This is a genomic window from Paracoccaceae bacterium, assembly GCA_033344815.1.
GTDB lineage: Bacteria > Pseudomonadota > Alphaproteobacteria > Rhodobacterales > Rhodobacteraceae > Roseobacter.
This window is the reverse complement of record JAWPMR010000001.1, coordinates 534,956-552,931: the sequence shown is the minus strand read 5'-3', so window position 1 is coordinate 552,931 and position 17,976 is coordinate 534,956. Positions and strand designations below refer to the sequence as shown.

The window sequence follows — 17,976 nt, the reverse complement described above, 5'->3', positions numbered from 1 at the left end:
AAATGGCCGAGATCAAAGACCCTGAAAACACTATCGTTCTGGAATTGAAGGGGGGCACAGTTACCATTCAGTTGCTACCCGACGTCGCCCCGCAACATGTTGAGCGTATGAAGGAACTCACCCGGTCCGGGCAATATGACAACGTGGCGTTTCACCGTGTCATTGACGGCTTCATGGCGCAGACAGGTGACGTGCAGCACGGGGATATGGAAGACGGGTTCAATTTAAGGATGGCGGGGACGGGTGGGTCGGACCTGCCGGATGTGCCTGCGGAGTTTTCCAAAATTCCACATGCTCGCGGATCCATTGGTGCAGCGCGGTCGCAAAACCCGGATAGCGCAAACAGCCAGTTTTTTATCAATTTCAAGGACAATGATTTCCTGAATGGCCAGTATACCGTTTACGGTCAGGTCATCGAAGGCATGGAGCATGTAGACGCGATCACCAAGGGCGAACCGCCTGCGGAACCGGATCGTATTGTCTCCATGAAGGTGGTCGCGGATGTATAAAGCGGTTGTGGTATCAATGATGTTGGCAGGCCCGGCCGCCGCATCAGGGATCGAAATTCAGGTCACCGGCGAGGCCAATGGTGTCATCGTGATCGACCTGTTTGAGGATGTAGCACCCGGGCATTCGGAACGGATTACGACACTGGCGGCGGATGGTGCCTATGACGGCGTCGTGTTCCACCGAGTCATCGAAGGGTTCATGGCGCAAACCGGAGATGTTCAGCACGGCAAGGCAGGCGGAGACATGCGCCGCGCGGGTACCGGCAGTTCAGATCAGCCGGATTTGCCTGCGGAGTTCTCGGATGTTCCGTTTGACCGGGGCGTCGTCGGGATGGCCCGGGCGCAGAACCCCGACAGCGCAAACAGCCAGTTCTTCATCATGTTTGATGAAGGGTACTTCCTGAACGGACAATATACCGTTGTTGGCAAAGTGACTGAAGGATTAGAGGTTCTGGATGCCATTAAGCTGGGGGCGGGTCCAAACGGCGCTGTCATAGGCGCGCCAGATACGATGGAAAAGGTCACCGTGACTGACTGATGCAAGCGTACGCTGGATAGACTGGCAAAGCGGCGCATTGTGCCCGCTTTGCGGTGCCAGCGCGTTTTCGTTGTATGAAACCGCGTTAGTTTGTGAACTTGGTCAATAGTTTCACGTCGAAAAAAAAACGCCTCTCCCAAATGGTCAGAGGCGTTTTTTGACTCTTCTTTTGGATGGTTTAGGAAGCCTTGCGACGCCGCATAATGCCGAATCCCGCAAGAACAGACAGCATAAGAACGACACCCGCTGGTAGTGGAACTGTCGAAACCTGCAGGTCCCAGGTTGCAACTTCATGCGAGCGACCGTTGCTTCTTGTCGGCGAGAACAGGCCATAAATCGGATCCACGTCAAATGTGACGAGTCCTGTGTATCTGCCGAGACTTAATGAACCGGATTCTGACAATTCGGTGCTCACGCCGTTTACGAGAATTTGGCCATCGAAATCCCTGGATTTTTTGACCCAGTTGAAAACGATGTCATACACATTGGTGCCGAAATCCATGGCCCACGCATCCGTGTATTCGCCCGGAAACCGGTGCGCGACGCCACCGTAAATCTGAGTGTCGCCGACCACGTTCAAAAGAGGGTTGCCCGGTGCGGAGTTGAAATCCCCAATTTTGAGTCCGGGAGGCGGTGCGCTTGCTGCGGGTGCTACGCCACCCTCGATGACGACGCCCTTGACGTTATTGAACGTCGCTGCCGACGAAGGCGACGCGATCGCCGCTGCGATTGTTAGACATATTGCTGGAAAAGCTGATTTAAGCATTTACTCGAACCTTTGTTACTAGAAACCAAGCGGCGGACTACGTCACGTTTTATTCAAATGCAATACATCTTTTCCGAATTAACCCTAAACCGGTGGCGATTCCATCTAGGGTCGTGAAAAATGATATCTCTTAACCGGAATTAGGAGACAATTCCTGAAAACAGCAGTCATTGTTTCAAGGCGTATTGTTGGGTTTTCAGTGTCAATTCCGGTCAAAATGCAAAAAAGGCGCCGCTAAAGCGCCGCCTTTCCAACAGTCATAGTAGCGATTTAGGACGCCGGGTTAGCTTTCTTCGCTGGCGCGGTTTTTGCACCCGGGTTCAAAGGGTCATCCTGACGTTGTACGGACCCTTCAAAATGTGCACCCGACTCAATCGCAATTGTCTTGTGAATAATATCACCTTCGACGCGCGCTGTTGACGTCAGCCTCACTTTCAAGCCCCTGACGCGGCCTACGATACGACCGTTTACGACCACGTCATCAGCCACCACTTCGCCCTTGATGGTCGCTGTTTCACCAATCGTCAGTAGATGCGCGCGGATATCACCCTCGACCGTGCCTTCGACATTTATGTCGCCGGTCGTTTTCATATTGCCCGTCACATGCAGGTCTGCCGATAGGACAGAGGCAGGTGGCTTGGCCTTTGGCGGGCTTGGCTTGTACTCGCTCGGCGCCGGTGTGGCCGGTGCGGAGGAGGAGGGCGGTTTTGCCGGTGTCGACGTTGGTTCCGCCGGTTTTTGGCCTGGTTCGTTGATTTTGCTCTTAGAAAACATCTTTTGCAGCCTTGATATAGATCATTGGGTTTACAGCTTTCCCACCGACTCGCACTTCGTAGTGGAGGTGCACGCCGGTCACCCGTCCAGATGCTCCCATATCACCAATATGATCGCCACGCGAGACCCTTTGCCCAACTTTGACGCGAATTTTTGAAAGATGTGCGTATCTTGTCTCAATTCCGAAGTCATGTTGGATTTTGATGAGGCGGCCGTATCCGGATTGCCATCCGGCATGAATGACTTTTCCATCTGCGGTTGCGTATAGATCTGTGCCGGCGGACGCTGCAAAATCCACACCTCGGTGCATTCTGCGCCCACCTGTTTTGGGATCGCGTCGGAAACCATAATCACTGGTAAATCGGAAAGCGGATTTTACCGGAAGAGCGAAAGGGGCTCTTTCGGCGGCGATGCGGTATAAATTAAGCGTGTCCATCTGCTCCAGCAACCTATTGGCGCGGAGGAAGTCAGGCGACAGCTCTTCGCCCCGACTTGAGAATGACAGCGGTGTCAGCGGACCGCCTTGACCGGAGTAGCCGCGGCGCACTTGGTCCAATATGCGCTGTGGTGGCATGCCGGCGGCCTTGAACATCTTGTCCAGCGGCGCAACAGACACTGTCATCGCCTCTTCAAGCTGGCGAAAAATCTGGTCGTTGTTTTCTTGCATCAAGGCAATTTCAAGCGTCAAATCGTCGGCGTGGTCCAATGCCGCCTGTGCGTCTGCAATGACCTCGTCACGCTCTGCTGCGGTACGTGCAAGAGCTTCGGAAAGAAAATCGACGGGAGATACCGTGCCAGTTGCACTTGCAATTGTGGGCGTTGCGGTGTCGGCAGCCTCATCTTGCAGCGACGCAAGTTCCTGACGCGCAGCATCCCGCGCATTCATCGTATTGCGCAAGCTTGTCTGAATGACCTCGATGCCCGTCTCCAACTCATGACGGCGCGTCTCGGACTCCAGCAGTTCCGATTGCATGGCAGAAATCTGGTCCAATGCCGCGTTGAAACGTTGCTGGGCCGCAAGCGCTTCTTCAGCGCGCCCATCACGCTGCGCCGACAAATCGTTCAAGCGTGCCTGATAGGTTTGTTGATCCCGCTTGGCCTGATCGCGAAAATTTCCCGAGCCGATGCTATCCATCAGCAAAATCGCCGTCGCGACGATTGTCCAACCAATGAATACGGCCGTACCAGCAACAGCAATGAGTTGAGTTTCTGAGCGCAAACGAATGAATCTGGTATCGGTATCAGATTTCAGGAACACGCGACGTTCAGGGAAATGCCTCTCCAGCATACCGTGAAATTTGATCGCCAAACGTGTCCGCACAAAGCTGTCCCTTTGTCTGTTTCATCAAGGTGTTCATGATCATGAACGTAACTAACGATTTGCAAAGAAGTGCTTAATAAGACACTTCCATCGGGGCAAGCCCGTTTGGTCAGAGCTATGCAACTTGGCGTGGAAATGTTGCAAATCGGCAAAAAGCTGCTTGTTTGCAAGGGCGTTGAGCGGGCTTTTTCCAAGTTTGACGGACTTGGCAATGAGCGAAAAAGTGCTGATTGCGTCGGCAGTTACGCATTCCGAGCAGTTTGGGAAAACGCTCGAGTTTGCAGATTTCAAACCCCTTCGCAAAATACAATTGAGGGATTGAGCATGCCAGCAGTGCCAGCATTTCAGGAAAGACACGGCGCGATCAGGACCCATGGATCACGGCGGCACCGCATTCCGGTTTGGCAACGACTTGAACGCTCCGAGTTCCTTGTCTTCCACAGCTCTCATGTCGAAAGAACAATTGGATTTACAAGCGATTCATCTTCTGTGTGAGCGGTTGGTTCACACTCTAGGAAGTTTGTTCAATCAGGTTCAGGTTTTCTGACGGAGCGTTGTACCGAAATGGCTCCGGGCTTCACGTTTTCGCAAAATCTCTGGAAGGCCTGGCAGATCATGTCGAAAGTAACCTGTCTCCGCGCATACTGGAGACGCTTGAATGCGTGGCCAACGAGTTGGTGCTAAATCAACGCGCAAGTGTCTGGACTGGACGCCGAGATCAAATCTGTAGCTCAAAAAGACGAGGCTTGTGACGCCTGATTGGGTTTCCTGGCATTGGGTCAACGATCATACTCATCTTGTCGCCGCTGTCGCTCAGGGCGACGTACTTGGCAAATGGCGCGATGCGTCCGTTTTCTTGGGGTCGTGTCGGGACAAATTGCAACTGTCGGCAAAGCCAAACTGGTCGGCACATCGATGCAAAGAAATAGCCGATTGCGTAAGCTGTTCATTCCAGTCGCATGGACCGTTTAGCACTTGGTGCGAGACGGAAGTACGCCAATCACACGATGGGTGGATGGACTGCGAGAGAAGAAAAGATGGACCAACGACCGATCAGCATCCTGTAAGTCTGACGGGGGCATGAGCCTAAAGTGCCAACAACCTAATGACACTCATGACGCGCGACTTCCCAATTTGGTCAGGCGTGTAAGACATCAGCGCCACGAAAAGACAAAATACATAAATGCAGGGTCCAAGGAACATCTAGACATCACTCACTGTGGCAGGCAGTTCATGTATGCCCTCTGAGGCACCCTTGCTCAAACCGACAGTTTCTGAGGCCGGAAATCATACGTGCCATCACCCGGTGCAGTGAATCCACCAAGGTCTGATGCGACCGAGGAGACATTGACCTAATTTCCGCGTCTTCGGTTAAACGGTATTCGAATTTGAAACGCACTGAGCCCGTCTGAGTGGATTTACAAACCGTGCGGAAAATACAGACCGGCGCACGCGCAACGGTTGTCCGAGGGTGGATCGAATGCGGCGAAGCGACAGACAGGTTAGTGTCAAAATGGATCGCAAGTTCCCTATAAGATCAAGGATCATGAGTTTTTATCAAAGACGCGTCTGAATAGTGCAGCCGTTATCAAGGAATTGGCTCCCCTTAAGCGAACCATCCCTGAAAAGGTATCGCAAAAATCTGCGCGTTTGGGCTGCGCGCATCGATCACAACACAAAGCACTCATTGATCCATCTCTTTCGCCATGCGCGAAATTGCCAGCGTGAGCAGGCTTCTGACGCCAAACCCTCAGGGCACGGCTCAGGCAGGGCGGCGCGATACCAAAGCATATGTTGCGACCGTTTCTGCGCTTTTTGGACGACTTGTGGCCGCTGCCCCACAAGCGTTCTTCATGACCCGCTTCGGCCAAGATGCAACCGTGACGACCACCGCCGTTGATCTCGTCACTTCCCCCTGTGCCGGCAATGGCATCGGTGCCACGACCGTTCACGAGATTTCGAGAATGTTTGAGGGATTTGAAAGCAATCGCAGGCGCATCGATAACACCCATCTCCCCGGCGATCAGGTTCACTGTATAAACGACGTTAAAGCCCGCTGTTTTGAGGGTGCCGATCTGGGCACCGCCGTCCAGAGGCTCGACGGCGTTGATTAAAGTCGTGTTGGCACCGACAGGGATCGGATCATTACCGGTGTCGTCAAAGCAACTATTGCCGCTGGAGAAAGTGGTGCTGTTCTTCCGACGTTGACCAAGTATCAAATCGTCCTTGGAGCCCTCAAAACAACGGAAGCCGTGGGATCAGTTGTGACAACTTTAGATATTGCAAAACTGCGCGCTTCGATGTGATCGCCTTCGAGATTGACGTTTTTTTTGGACGCGGATCCCCACGGAAGCGAATATCTCGCCTGGCAAACCCTTCCTTCTGAAAAAAATGCACCCGTTACACTCGTGTCGATCTCGGTGACGTTTGTGGTTTTTACCCGACAAAGAAGGCCGTCCGCGGTTGAGTCGGCATTGCACTGACGTAGTCGCCATCATTCAGGGCCTTGACCACGACCACGACTTTGTCTTGAAAGTCTGGTTGGGTTGTCACAGTCACCTGATTTTGAAAACTTCCCGTGTTTGAAAATGCGCGCAGATAAATGTCACTACAGTCTGAGGATTTAGTGACGACAAACCCACCACCTGACAGGCTGTCCACGGCAGCGTCGGAGGCGTCGGCACCTGCTGCGTTTGAAGCCAAGTCCGTCAGCCCTTCGGGGGGGGGTGGATGATGTGTTCGAGACCAGAACTGGCGCAGCCCAAGTCGTCATAGGTCGCCCATTTCGTGATATGACGTCACGAAGTTTCCATCCTTCAAGACGGTAACACCCCACAGCCTGCTCACTTCCAAGATGTTTCGAACTGACGCAAATTCAGTTCGATGTCTTCCTGCCGGATCAATCGCGTGCGTTGAAACCTGATTTGGCGCTCGTGTTATTGTTAAATGCCGCATGAGCGGGGTCGTTCTAGGCAATCTGATGAGCCGCCAGTCGGGGGCTGGTCAGAAAACTGGTGGCCACGGTTTCCGATACTATCGTGTCGAAGTCGATTCCTTTACCCAGGAAACGCCGATAGCGGACTGCGGTCGCATTCACCGAAAGGATGTTGTCGTTCATGTACGCACTGCCGCATCCCTCATGTGTCACCGCGAGGTCGAAATGCTGCTTATTATCGCTGCAAAACGATGCCTTGGATTGAAAAGCGTCGCGAACGGCATTGCCTTCTGGGTCATTAACTTTGCCGACCATGTCAGTGCCAGCGATGACGCTGTTGATGAGCTCGACCTACGCCTCGACAATGGCCCTGTTGGCAAGCCCTGCGATCTTTGGTTGCAGCCCGGCGCCGTTTGCCGCTTGGCCGGTGTTGACTTGAAACGTGCCAAGGCATTCTGTTGGGGTCGCCAAAGTACTATTTCTTTCAGATTCGTGAACGTTGTCTGCACCCATGGGGTCGATCCGTAATCGCCGTGTTGCGTCACCCGACGGGGCATTTTCTGCGCGGGGACCTTGGACACTCAGCTGTCATAACTCAGACGCATCCGCTGCTGTCTGTCGCCGGTGCGGGCTAAGCGCGGCAACACTCCGGGTTTCACCTTCTCGCGAATGGGTTGACGTCTTAGTGTAAAAGCCCTGCGCGGCATTAGCGTACCCCTGTCTTCCCAGTTGAGCCTGCGCATCAGGACTGGCAGATCAACTTTCATGCTTTCAAAAGCCTGCGGCACTTGTCCCATGGTGCCGCATGTGAATTGAGCTTTTGAGCCAATGCTCCTTTGGGCAGAATTTTTCTTCATGGGTCCGGCTTGATGATGTTTTTTGATTTCGACGTGAATGACCGTCGGCTGGACTGCATTATGCAAGAGAAAGCCTTACACCCAACAAACCATAATAGGTCATTCTCCTTTCGTGCAATTGCGTAAAACGGCGATCGCATCACCGAACTTCACCGAATTCTGAGGAGACGTGATTGGCGCTGCCATGAGCTGATACCTTAAAGCTGTCGGTGCTGTGTGCGCTTGACCGCCTTTCAGATCAGACCTGTTAGAAAACCACGTGGCACGGGCACTGATGTTTTCTGCATTTATGTCTGAGATTCAAATTGATCCACGAAGGGCTAGTTTATGGCATTAGCAATCAGCGCGCGTTTTCATTTGGTTTTCATTGGTTGGTTGGTCGCGATTTCCTTGGTTTGGCTTCAAACGGCGCGGGCTCAGAATGCCGACGCCTTGCCGGACTATGTGACGGCGCAATATGGCAACCCACCTGCCGTGCCGACAGGGCCGATGTCCGAAACTCTGCAAGCGGCTGTTCAGGTGGCGTTTGTTGATAGTGTCTTGCAATCGTCCTGGGGCAGGGATCAAACACTCGCCCTCAGCGACATCGCTGAGTCAAAAGATCCCCGGATCGCCTGGATTGTCGGTGACCTGATGCGCTTTGCCAATGGGCGTGCATTGAGCGCGGATCTCAACACCGTTGCCTCTGAATTGCTGGGAAAGGATCTGCCCGGCACCAACAGCTGGGGCAATTTAACCGATCATCTGATCGCATGGGACATTCCGGCGCCTCCCGACTATTTGCGGGTAAAGCGGGCCATCTTTACCAGTATCATTCCGGGCTGGGATGAAATCTTTGTGGAGGGTGATATTGACTGGCGGTTGGTATCCTGGGGCGGTGTGCTGATTGATGATCGCCCCTTTGATACCACGGATGAGCAGTGCAATTGCATTCCAGCGGCAGACAACCCTGACGTCAGCAGCGCCAAAGACGCAACGTGGCTGCAAGACGATGACATTGTATTTGGCATCGAGGTGAATGGGGAATACCGGGCTTATCCAAGGCGCATCATGGAAGTGCGCGAAATGGTCAATGACACTTTGGGCGGTCGGGATCTGGGCATACCCTATTGTACTTTATGCGGCGCCGCGCAGGCCTATTTTACGGATGGGCTGCCAGAGGGCATCGACCGCCCGGTGCTGCGCACATCGGGGCTGCTGAGCCGGTCCAACAAGGTAATGTATGACCTCGCAACGTTCTCGGTGTTTGATACGTTTCTGGGGACGGCTCTCACAGGGCCTTTGGCCGAAAAGAACCTGCAATTACAGCAGGCAACGGTTGTGACCACCGACTGGGGGACATGGAAAGAAGCACATCCTCAAACCACGGTGCTGCTGGAAAAATATGCGCTGGGTCGCGATCCCGATTTCCGCAATGGTCGGGATGCCAACGGCCCGATCTTTCCGGTGGGTGATGTCGATCCGCGCCTGTCCGTGCATGAGGATGTTATTGGTGTCGTCACAAGTTCAGGCACGCCAGTGGCGTTTCAGCGCAGCAAAGCACTGTTGGCTCTGAGACAGGGCGATGAGATTGCTTACCAGAACGTCCGGCTGGAACTGGATGCCGGTGGCATCAGAGCGGTGGATGCTGATGGATCCGATGTGGGCAGCCATCAGGCCTTCTGGTTCGCCTGGTCACAGTTTTACCCTCAAACCGACCTTTGGTCGCAATAGGACGTCCGGTGGTGCGGGCAAGAAAGTCTGGAGTATCTGCCCGCTTGGATTTTTCTGATTGTTGAATGATGCAAACCACCCCTTGGAGGAATTGCTTTGCCGCAACTTGAGCGGTCCAGGCAAATATACCCCGGAGAGGGCGATTTCAATCACAGCAGCAGTTCACAATGGTTTATTGCAAAACCACCGAACCTCAGCGGGCCCCCAATCGGTGCCAGAATGCAATCGGCCGAAACACCGAGCAGAACACACACCGGAGCTACAGGATCGGGCCAATCGTTGCGATTGCATTGTGCCACACGCGGCGAAACGGAGACCAGGCCAATACGGTGTCGATCCGAATGCAATCTGATTGCGCGATATAATCCGCCTGACGCGCGCGAACCTCTGTTGTTGTTGCTTCATCTTGTAACAAGATGTTGTTTTCATAATTCAGATCGAAACTGCGCAGATCCAGATTCGTTGATCCGACAACCGTGACTGTTTCATCAACAGTCAAGGATTTTGCGTGCAGCAGCCCGTTCCGAAACTCGTAAATCCGACATCCCGCCATGAGCAGCCTGCGATAAAAGCTGCGGCTCGCGGCCGCGACCACCCAGCTGTCATTGCGCGCAGGGAAAATCAGGGTCACCTGAACACCACGAAAAGCAGCGGCGCAAAGTGCTTCAAGCAACGTGGCATCAGGAACGAAATAGGGTGTGGAGATGGTGATCTGCCGTCGCGCACTCGCGATCAAAATAGAGAAGAACTGAGGCGTCGCCCCGCGGCGCACGGTGGGACCATCGCCGATGACCTGTGCGGGGAAACCGCCGGGGGACTGCGATATGTCTACAGGAATCGGTTCGATGGTATCGCCGGTGGCAATCGTCCAGTCGGCCACAAACAGAACCTGGTTTTGCGCCACAACGGGCCCCTCAAATCGCAACATGATATCCACCCAGGGCGCATATCGCGGTTTAATCCGAAACTCAGGGTCCGCTGAATTTCGGCTGCCACAATAGGTCACCCGACCATCAATCACCGTGATCTTTCGGTGGTTGCGCAAGTCAATCCGACTTGTCAGTATCGTGCGGAACGGCTTGTCGATCGGGAGCGCTACGGCAACGTCGACACCGGCTGATTGCATTTTGCGCCAAAGTGGCGACTCGATCAGGGCGCGCGATCCAAGGCCATCTGCCAAGGCACGACAGGTCACACCGCGTGACGCCGCACGGATCAGAGCTTCTGCCAGCTCTGTGCCGGTTTGATCGTCCAGCCAGATGTAATAGAGCACATGCACATGATTTTTGGCTGCATCTATGTCGCGGATCATGCCGTCGCGGGTAGCCAAAGCATTCTCCATCAGCGCGACCTTGTTTCCGGGCACAGGATGAAATCCGTTGATCGAGGCCGCATAGGCGAATGCGGGGCTGTAGTCAGGGACGATCATCGATTTGCTGGAGGATTGCGTTCCCATGAAGTGGGTCGCGCGTTTGGAAACTTCGTCAAAGACCCGTTCATGGTGGGCCGTCGCGCGCTGGCCAATGTCAATTTCACCAAACAGGAAGTAGACAGTCACACCGAAAAACGGGACGACATTCAGGACAATGAACCAGGCCAGACGCGCAGGAGGTGACAGGTCCTCCCTCAGCAAAATGCGTGTCGTGAACGCCAACACGAGCAACGCATGCAGGGTCGCGAGAAGGGCCAGGATCACGCAGAACCTTTCACGACTTCAAAATCAAGAACAACGGGGAGATGATCTGACGCCTGACGTGCAGCGATTGATTTATGGACAAAAGAGCCGGTTGGTCTGATCGCACCGCACAAGATAAACCGGTCAAGTGCGGCTATTTCGCGACTGGCATGAAAGCTTGGGCCCGGCGTGATCACGGGGTGGTTTCCGGCGGGCAGTTTTCTGCCCCAGTGGTTGAAATCACCGCCGATTACGGTTGGCATCTCGAAATGCGCCGCGCGTGTACACAGCGTTTGAATTTGGCGCCGCCGCACGCCGGCAGTCAAGGCAAGATGGGTACCAATGACCGCAAAACCTTCATCCTGAAAACGCGCTGCAATTGCGCCACGCGGTTCGCGCGCTGGCAGCGTAATGCGTTCGGTCTCCGGCGCGGATACCACTTTTTTGCGGTACAAAATTGCGTTGCCATGCCAGCCATGGCTTTGCCCTCCTGCATTCATGGCTCCCAGAACGTAATTCTGCTCCGCGTATAGACGGTCCAATGGCAAAACACCCGGGCGTTGGCCCAGACGTTTGTCGGCTTCCTGCAAAACGACAATATCTGCGTTGATTTCGCTGATGACATCGACAATTCGATGCGGGTCCCTGCGCCAATCGAGCCCGACGGCCTTGCGGATGTTGTAGCTTGCGATCCTCACCGTTCTGTTTTCACCCAAGTCCGCGGTCATAACGCTTGTGCAACTCCATTTGTCCTTGCGCCGGCGCATTTGGCCGTCTGAATGCAATTCTACATTCATCTGGCAAGAGCGAAACAGCAAGTCGTTCACTCAAGTGCATACGCGGGGCCGTTGATGCGCAAGAAAAAGACTGCCGGTTTTGTGGCGGTTGGACCAATTGGGCTGATCAGCCTGCAAGGACGCGGCCCGTTACATTCTATTTTCCAGTATCCCGGCGCATAATGTCTTTATTAGCGAAATACTGTTTTGGACAGAAATCTGTCGCGCAACTTGTGTCATCTGAAGATGAACTTGCCAATGCGTAGCTCGCGCCCGAAGGCAATAGGTGCTTCCTTTTGAACATTGGGCCAAGCGGCAACCGAAGCGTGAAATTGAAACCGCCCGGCGCAACGATGTATGCAAGTAAAACCAATAGGGACGACATGTCTTTTTTGTGCATGAATCATGAAAGCTTATTGCTCTGCAACCTTGGGACTCAAAAAGCCGTGCCAGAACGATGTCGGGACCAGAGCGCCTTATGGTCATGGGACTGTTCGCAAAAAGGATGTCATTCTCGACTTCCAGAGAAAGGAATGTTGTTGGCGACACAGCGAAAACACTGGGTTACCCTGGACGTGAAATCCCGCGATGGGACCAACAGCAGTATGCTTAAAGATCCACCGTGTCAGGCTCTGAACGCAGGTCTGGTGCATTCTGGGGATTGAACTCGGTTTAGACAGGCCAACCTCTGACGAAGCCAATCGCGTCTTGCAGATCGGTCGCGCTGCACAGGGGAATTCCTTTTCTGGATTGCTTCCACTGTCCCCGGTTCCGCCGCTCGTTAGGAGAGTTGAGAAAGCAGCCCATGGTGCGATCACAGAGAAAACTGTTCATGGACCAATAATCGAGCGGGCCCTCTCTCTTGGCTTCCACTGCCATAGCACGGCGACATTTGAAAAGTCGTCCAAAAGGAGCCAAAGCAAATCCAACTCACCGTGTTGCTGTTCGTTATCGGGAACGATTTGGCCTGTAAATGCCCTGCACTTGCGGGAAAAACCCTGCTCTTTTGTGATGCCGACGGGCGCGCCGATTTCCTTTTGCGGCAAGTTGCTGTGGACAATCAAGGCAAGTGCTCTTTTCCTGCGGTGCTCTTCGAACAGTTTGTAGAGCGCGGTTTCATGTTTTTGCAGGGCGCGCTTCTGTCTGCCCGGGTTCTGATTTGTGAGCGCGCGGAAGTGGTCCAATGACACGTCGGTTTTTTCAAGGTGCTTATCGATCAGACGCTTTGACTGTTCCGGAAAATGACCCTTGTGGGCGGCGGCGTGTGGCATGGCCAGTCCAGCGTCATGTCTCAAGAGCGACCATCGCGCGGGGGGAATGAAATGCACCCCAGGCCTTTTGTACTGTGTTGCTTTCGACTGGTCATACATTTGTATGGGGACCTCGGAGGGATCAAAACGCCGGATGCGGAACTGATAGGGTCGCCAATCCGCCCCACAGCTCTCGTGGCACAGCCGCATGAGGAATCCCGCATAACAAACGTCCTCATACCGCAGCGGAGACGTCCGACGAGGTGGTGGTCAGTTGCGTCGTTGTCCCGTCAGCTTGCAAACATACCTGGCCATTGTTGAGATCCATCCCACGTCGGTCACCAATGTGCTGAGAACTTCGCCAAGGGTCGCGCACTTTTGTGGCGACACCGTGCATCAGATCATAGCAGTGTTGGTCCCGTATGAATTCTTCGCCTGTCCGGATCTGGCTATCGTCCAGTTCGTTTCGCTCAAGTAGTTTTGCAACCGGCACCTCATGATCCAAACCATTCGATAAAAACGGGCGGGCCCCCTCGCACATGAAACACCTGGCAAAACCGCTCGGGTTGGACTTTTGCTGTTTGTCGTCTTTAGGTCATCAGGTGCGAAATTGCGCTGCTGCAATTCTTTTTTTATGAATTGCTTGCGCGCGGGACGGCGCTTTTCCAATCCTTTTGGCCGACGTCAATGTTTTTGATGGCTTGAACGAGGCACGCATTGAGGATGCCAATGCACGGAACTACAACGCGGCGCAAAGGCGTTGATGCCTTATTTCTTCTATGCGCCTGTTCATATGACAATTGCAGAGCCAACTGCGGACTTACACGACCATTGTGATTGGGCGTGCGGGGGTGCAGTCTAGACAGTAAAAGCCGATAGGATGCTACTGCACGGCTTCACTACATGCGCGAAGCCGGCGGGCCTACGGGAAGAAATCAACCGGGGCACGGCCGCGCAACCGCCAACTTAGCCGTCCGAGCCTACAATTTCAAAGGCCCCGGACCTTGGTGAGCATGGCTTCTACAACGAACCACGTCCAAACTTTGAGGGCGCAAAACCCTCCTTCTTCGAACAGCACCTCGAATATCTGGCCGACAGAATTCCGCAGGTGCCACGCGCAGCCCTTCGTCTGGGAGCAACGACGATCTACGCTGTGACTGGCCGCGGCGTACCTTCATCGGCCAGTCCGCTGCACACTGCTTATTTTTCCGCGAGGAACTGGAAACTTCGGTCAAGATCGCCGCTAATCGGGACAGTTTTGTTTTCGCAAATGTTTGCAATGACGCAGGTATCCTTCGGCCTGTCGAGGCGGCACCGCAAAACTTTAGTACCCGCTGGTGATGACCGAGGTTCCTGCGCAGGCCATCAATAAAAACGATGTTTGGATTGTTCCTTAGGACACTTTTTTTGGGCAGGATGGGGTATCCAACGTAAAGGCGATGAGAGCGTTTGCAAAACTTGAGTTTTGCTTCAGTCGATAGATGTCAGCACGTATGTCGTGGCCAATTGTTCTGGAAACTTCGCGGCTATCAAGTTGCTGATTTAGAACGATAAAGATTTGGCTGCACTTATGGAGCGGGGCAATCTGCATCCTCAGGATAGACTCCGCGTCATGGAAGAAGGCGCTTAGCGGACATTTTGATCTTGGATGGCAATCCTCTCGAAGATATCCACTTTGTTGGGGTTGCGTATCAGTGGTTTGACGCCCCGCCAAGCGGCCAGAATGTGGCGTCCATCAAGATCAACAGGAAAGACAGCGTTATCCGCAAGAATACACCCAACTGAGCGTCGCGTGCGGTGATCATGCCTCGGTGCCCCGCGTACTAAATTATCCGAGACATAAAACCCGTAACGCAATTGATCAAAGCAACGATATTCGCCGGTGCGCTCTCGATAACCGCGCGTGTTAGGCTTGCACAAGACCTGAACCTCGCTTTGAGAGGTCACATTATTCACAAATGTGGTAGTTTTTGAGGGTGTCACCGCCGCGTTGCAGAACCTCGACGTGCTCGTCGTGCGCAACAAGATCCACCGCGTCGCCAAAGACATCGAGGAAGTGGGGACGTGGGAAGTGGAAGCCGAAATCTAAGAAACGACTCGTGTTTTCACCCCATCTGGCGATTTTTCGGGTGGGTTCACGTTTTGAGCTGAAAACAAGGGCATTGGCACAGAAATTGTCGAACACAAAGTGACAAGGTGGATGTTATCGACGCAGAAGGGCGTACGCTGATGCCCGGTCTGATCGAAAGCCACACGCATTCCAACCACTGCCCGCAGGGTCGTGGCGTTCCGGGTTTTGAGACTGCGAACTGGCAGAGGACTGGCGCGATGGTGCGCCTCTCTGCCGAGGAAAACCTGATGAACGGCTTTCCAACCGGGCGCGCAATGGGTGTTGGGTCGATTGCCGGCGGTCTCAAGCAAGTCATTGACGAAAGCTGTGTCGAAGGGTCGCGCATCTATCCTGCGGGGGCTTCTTTCTCACAGATCATCGGACAAGCAGACTTCATGGCCATGGGGGCTGCGGACCAGACGCACGCAAACCTTTACCGTTATGCATTTGCGACTATCGCAGATGGACCGGACGAGATGCGCAACGCCATGTGAACGAACCTCGGGCGCGATGCGTCCCAGATCAAGCCGATCACAGGGTAGCGGAGTTTCGTTGTTCACCCTTGGTCAGGTCAATCCGCGCACAGGCTTCTCGACGTTTTCAATAGTATTCAGCCCAGGTCTGAAGATCCTCGATCCTGGTTTAGGGGCGCTGCCGGTGAGTAAATCACCGATCAGATCTATGCGCTTGGTGCCTTGAGTGATGTAAATGGCTCATTGACAGCCGTTGAGTGGTTTCAGGGCGTGGCAGGGTTGCTCAAATACGCCGGGATTGGCCTGGACGTGCGCAAAAGACCAACGGCATCTGACCAATGCATGTTTAGGGCTTTATCGTGTAGACGTCCGTGATGACGCGGGCGTGCCAGGCACGACATGGGCGATGCTGCCAGGCAATGTCACCCTGAACGGAAATTTGATGTTGTTTGGCCGCTTGGGCTGGGCAAATGCCGGGGCGCCCATTGCACTGCGCGCAATGAATGCGGGATTGAGGTGGCGACCGGGGTTCTCTGATGATCTCTTTGGAATTGGCACTGCTTTCGCAGACCCAGCCGACCGCACATCGGATACGCAGAAGACAGGGGGGGGGCATTAAACCGTTTGGACCATTCAGACACTTCGGCACTGACCACAGAGATTCAAGACTTGAGGAAACTGAGAGGGTCTGAGGACAAGTCGGTGATGCCTGGGATCGGGTTACGCATCGACTTGCAGCACCGACGAATCCGGTGGATCAACCCGGGTTCGGCGGCCTGTGGAAGGTCTCCGGTGTATCAACGACATTCAGGGCATTCGCTATCGCCTATCACAAAAAAGTGAGTTATGTTCGTGTCAAGAAACAACGATGCGGAGGGTTTCTACATCTTCGCTGATCGACGCTTCGGGGCAAAAAGGGGCAGCGTTTGATCGAATTTTTTCAAAAAATGAGTTTTCAATGACCCTTCTTCGTGCCACGTCAGTTCTATTTTTCTGTGTCGGCGTGTTCATCGGATTGGGCCAAAAAACCGAGGCACAGGACCAGGTTGTTCCCAAATATACGCCGCCGGAACCCACCGCAATCACAACGACTGCCAGGCAACTCGAGATCCTGACAGTACCGATGACAGTCAGCGAACTGGCAGAATTGGCAGACGATTGGCAAGGCAACATCAAATCTGTCTTGCAAAACATCGCCGTTCTCAATCTGGAACTGGAAACGGCCGATGAGGCGCGCAGTGCAGTTGCACGTGAAGAGCTGACAAATGCTCTGGACCAACAAAATGAAGTTCAGGACAGCTATGCCGTGGTGATCGAAGCCTGGCGTTCAAAGGGTGGGCCTGTTGAAGAGACTGAAATCCATGAAACCTATCTCAATGCACTGAAGTTGGAAGCGGTACGCACCACCGATCCACGCACGCTTTTCCGATTGGGGACGCGATGGTTACTCTCCGCGGAAGGCGGGCTCGCATTTTTGCTCAAGATTGTTGGATTCCTCATAGCCCTGTGGGCGATGATGTTCATTGCGCGCCTTTTGCGCCGTGGCGCGAGCCGTGGTCTGGCACGGATACATAATCTCTCTCGCCTGCTTCAGGTGTTTATTGTCAATACCGTTTACTGGTCGACCTTTGGCTTGGGAATTCTGATCGTACTGGGCGTATTTGGCGTTAACGTCACCCCGTTGTTTGCGGTTTTTGGTGGCCTGACATTCATCCTTGGGTTTGCCATGCAGGATACGCTGGGCAATCTGGCCAGCGGGTTGATGATCATGATTTTGAAACCCTTTGACACGGGCGACTACATTGAGGTTAGCGGCGCATCCGGCTTTGTGGACGAAATGACGGTTGTCTCAACCCAGATCCGTACATTTGACAATCAAATCATAGTTGTCCCGAACTCGAAGATCTGGGGAGACGTCATAACCAATGTCAGCGCTTCGCCCGAGCGGCGTGTGGATCTGGTTTTTGGTATCGGTTACTCCGACAGTGCTATGCAGGCGATCGACGTTTTGCAGAAGCTGGTCGCGGCCCACCCGAAGTGTCTCAAAGATCCGGCACCCGAGATATTTGTAGGAGAACTTGGCGACAATTCCGTCAACATCTTTTGCCGCCCGTGGTCAAAATCAGATGACTATTGGACGGTCTATTGGGATTTGACGGGGCAGGCAAAAGAGCAATTTGACCAAGAAGGGATTACCATTCCTTTCCCACAGCGCGACGTACATCTTTTTCACCAAGATCCGGTCCCGACTGTGGCATCGTCAAAGGCGTAACAGATGG

Annotated in this window: 18 protein-coding genes; 8 read left to right on the top strand and 10 right to left on the bottom strand. The window is 53.8% G+C overall.

What is annotated here, in order from left to right; translation table 11 throughout:
• The first annotated feature begins 2 nt into the window (after positions 1 to 2).
• Positions 3 to 509, top strand: coding sequence for a peptidylprolyl isomerase (locus tag R8G34_02610; GenBank protein MDW3221771.1), 507 nt, complete (start codon positions 3 to 5; stop codon positions 507 to 509).
• A complete protein-coding gene (locus R8G34_02605; GenBank protein MDW3221770.1) occupies positions 502 to 1,047 on the top strand; it encodes a peptidylprolyl isomerase in 546 nt (181 codons plus the stop codon). Before R8G34_02610 ends, R8G34_02605 begins: the two co-directional genes overlap by 8 nt.
• Positions 1,048 to 1,225: 178 nt before the next feature.
• On the opposite strand, the gene R8G34_02600 is transcribed toward R8G34_02605, so the two are convergent.
• From R8G34_02600 to R8G34_02575, 6 genes are all read right to left on the bottom strand, one after another.
• Complete coding sequence (locus R8G34_02600; GenBank protein ID MDW3221769.1) at positions 1,226 to 1,813, bottom strand: VPLPA-CTERM sorting domain-containing protein; 588 nt, start codon at positions 1,811 to 1,813, stop codon at positions 1,226 to 1,228.
• Between the two features lie 270 nt (positions 1,814 to 2,083).
• Positions 2,084 to 2,587: a polymer-forming cytoskeletal protein gene (locus R8G34_02595; GenBank protein ID MDW3221768.1), complete on the bottom strand. Its 504-nt coding sequence runs from the start codon at positions 2,585 to 2,587 to the stop codon at positions 2,084 to 2,086.
• On the bottom strand, positions 2,577 to 3,908 hold the full coding sequence (locus R8G34_02590; GenBank protein MDW3221767.1) for a DUF5930 domain-containing protein: 1,332 nt from the start codon (positions 3,906 to 3,908) through the stop codon (positions 2,577 to 2,579). Before R8G34_02590 ends, R8G34_02595 begins: the two co-directional genes overlap by 11 nt.
• A 1,544-nt stretch (positions 3,909 to 5,452) precedes the next feature.
• Entirely contained in the window at positions 5,453 to 6,127 is a 675-nt protein-coding gene (locus R8G34_02585; protein MDW3221766.1) for a hypothetical protein, read from the bottom strand.
• A gap of 217 nt (positions 6,128 to 6,344) precedes the next feature.
• Positions 6,345 to 6,611: a hypothetical protein gene (locus tag R8G34_02580; GenBank protein ID MDW3221765.1), complete on the bottom strand. Its 267-nt coding sequence runs from the start codon at positions 6,609 to 6,611 to the stop codon at positions 6,345 to 6,347.
• 265 nt (positions 6,612 to 6,876) lie between these two features.
• Positions 6,877 to 7,056, bottom strand: coding sequence for a hypothetical protein (locus R8G34_02575; GenBank protein MDW3221764.1), 180 nt, complete (start codon positions 7,054 to 7,056; stop codon positions 6,877 to 6,879).
• Positions 7,057 to 7,068: 12 nt separating this feature from the next.
• Here R8G34_02575 and R8G34_02570 point away from each other — a divergent pair, with 12 nt between their 5' ends.
• Positions 7,069 to 7,371, top strand: coding sequence for a hypothetical protein (locus R8G34_02570; protein ID MDW3221763.1), 303 nt, complete (start codon positions 7,069 to 7,071; stop codon positions 7,369 to 7,371).
• Between the two features lie 656 nt (positions 7,372 to 8,027).
• Positions 8,028 to 9,413, top strand: a complete 1,386-nt coding sequence (locus R8G34_02565) for a DUF3179 domain-containing (seleno)protein (GenBank protein MDW3221762.1) — start codon at positions 8,028 to 8,030, stop codon at positions 9,411 to 9,413.
• A 259-nt stretch (positions 9,414 to 9,672) separates the two neighbouring features.
• Here the strand turns inward: R8G34_02565 and cls are convergent, their stop codons facing one another.
• The 4 genes from cls to R8G34_02545 form a co-directional block, all read right to left on the bottom strand.
• Positions 9,673 to 11,109, bottom strand: coding sequence for a cardiolipin synthase (cls, locus tag R8G34_02560; protein ID MDW3221761.1), 1,437 nt, complete (start codon positions 11,107 to 11,109; stop codon positions 9,673 to 9,675).
• Positions 11,106 to 11,816, bottom strand: coding sequence for an endonuclease/exonuclease/phosphatase family protein (locus R8G34_02555; protein ID MDW3221760.1), 711 nt, complete (start codon positions 11,814 to 11,816; stop codon positions 11,106 to 11,108). Before R8G34_02555 ends, cls begins: the two co-directional genes overlap by 4 nt.
• Before the next feature lie 878 nt (positions 11,817 to 12,694).
• Entirely contained in the window at positions 12,695 to 13,135 is a 441-nt protein-coding gene (locus tag R8G34_02550; protein ID MDW3221759.1) for a hypothetical protein, read from the bottom strand.
• A gap of 214 nt (positions 13,136 to 13,349) precedes the next feature.
• Complete coding sequence (locus tag R8G34_02545) at positions 13,350 to 13,655, bottom strand: hypothetical protein (protein ID MDW3221758.1); 306 nt, start codon at positions 13,653 to 13,655, stop codon at positions 13,350 to 13,352.
• Between the two features lie 1,419 nt (positions 13,656 to 15,074).
• Here R8G34_02545 and R8G34_02540 point away from each other — a divergent pair.
• The 4 genes from R8G34_02540 (at position 15,075) to R8G34_02525 (ending at position 17,969) form a co-directional block, all read left to right on the top strand.
• A complete protein-coding gene (locus R8G34_02540) occupies positions 15,075 to 15,203 on the top strand; it encodes a hypothetical protein (protein MDW3221757.1) in 129 nt (42 codons plus the stop codon).
• A 107-nt stretch (positions 15,204 to 15,310) separates the two neighbouring features.
• The gene (locus R8G34_02535) at positions 15,311 to 15,718 is read left to right on the top strand and encodes a hypothetical protein (GenBank protein ID MDW3221756.1); all 408 of its coding nucleotides are present in this window, start codon (positions 15,311 to 15,313) and stop codon (positions 15,716 to 15,718) included.
• A gap of 364 nt (positions 15,719 to 16,082) precedes the next feature.
• Positions 16,083 to 16,316 (top strand): hypothetical protein, encoded by a 234-nt coding sequence (locus tag R8G34_02530; GenBank protein MDW3221755.1) that lies wholly within the window; start codon positions 16,083 to 16,085, stop codon positions 16,314 to 16,316.
• 339 nt (positions 16,317 to 16,655) lie between these two features.
• The gene (locus R8G34_02525) at positions 16,656 to 17,969 is read left to right on the top strand and encodes a mechanosensitive ion channel family protein (protein ID MDW3221754.1); all 1,314 of its coding nucleotides are present in this window, start codon (positions 16,656 to 16,658) and stop codon (positions 17,967 to 17,969) included.
• The last annotated feature ends 7 nt before the right edge of the window (positions 17,970 to 17,976 follow it).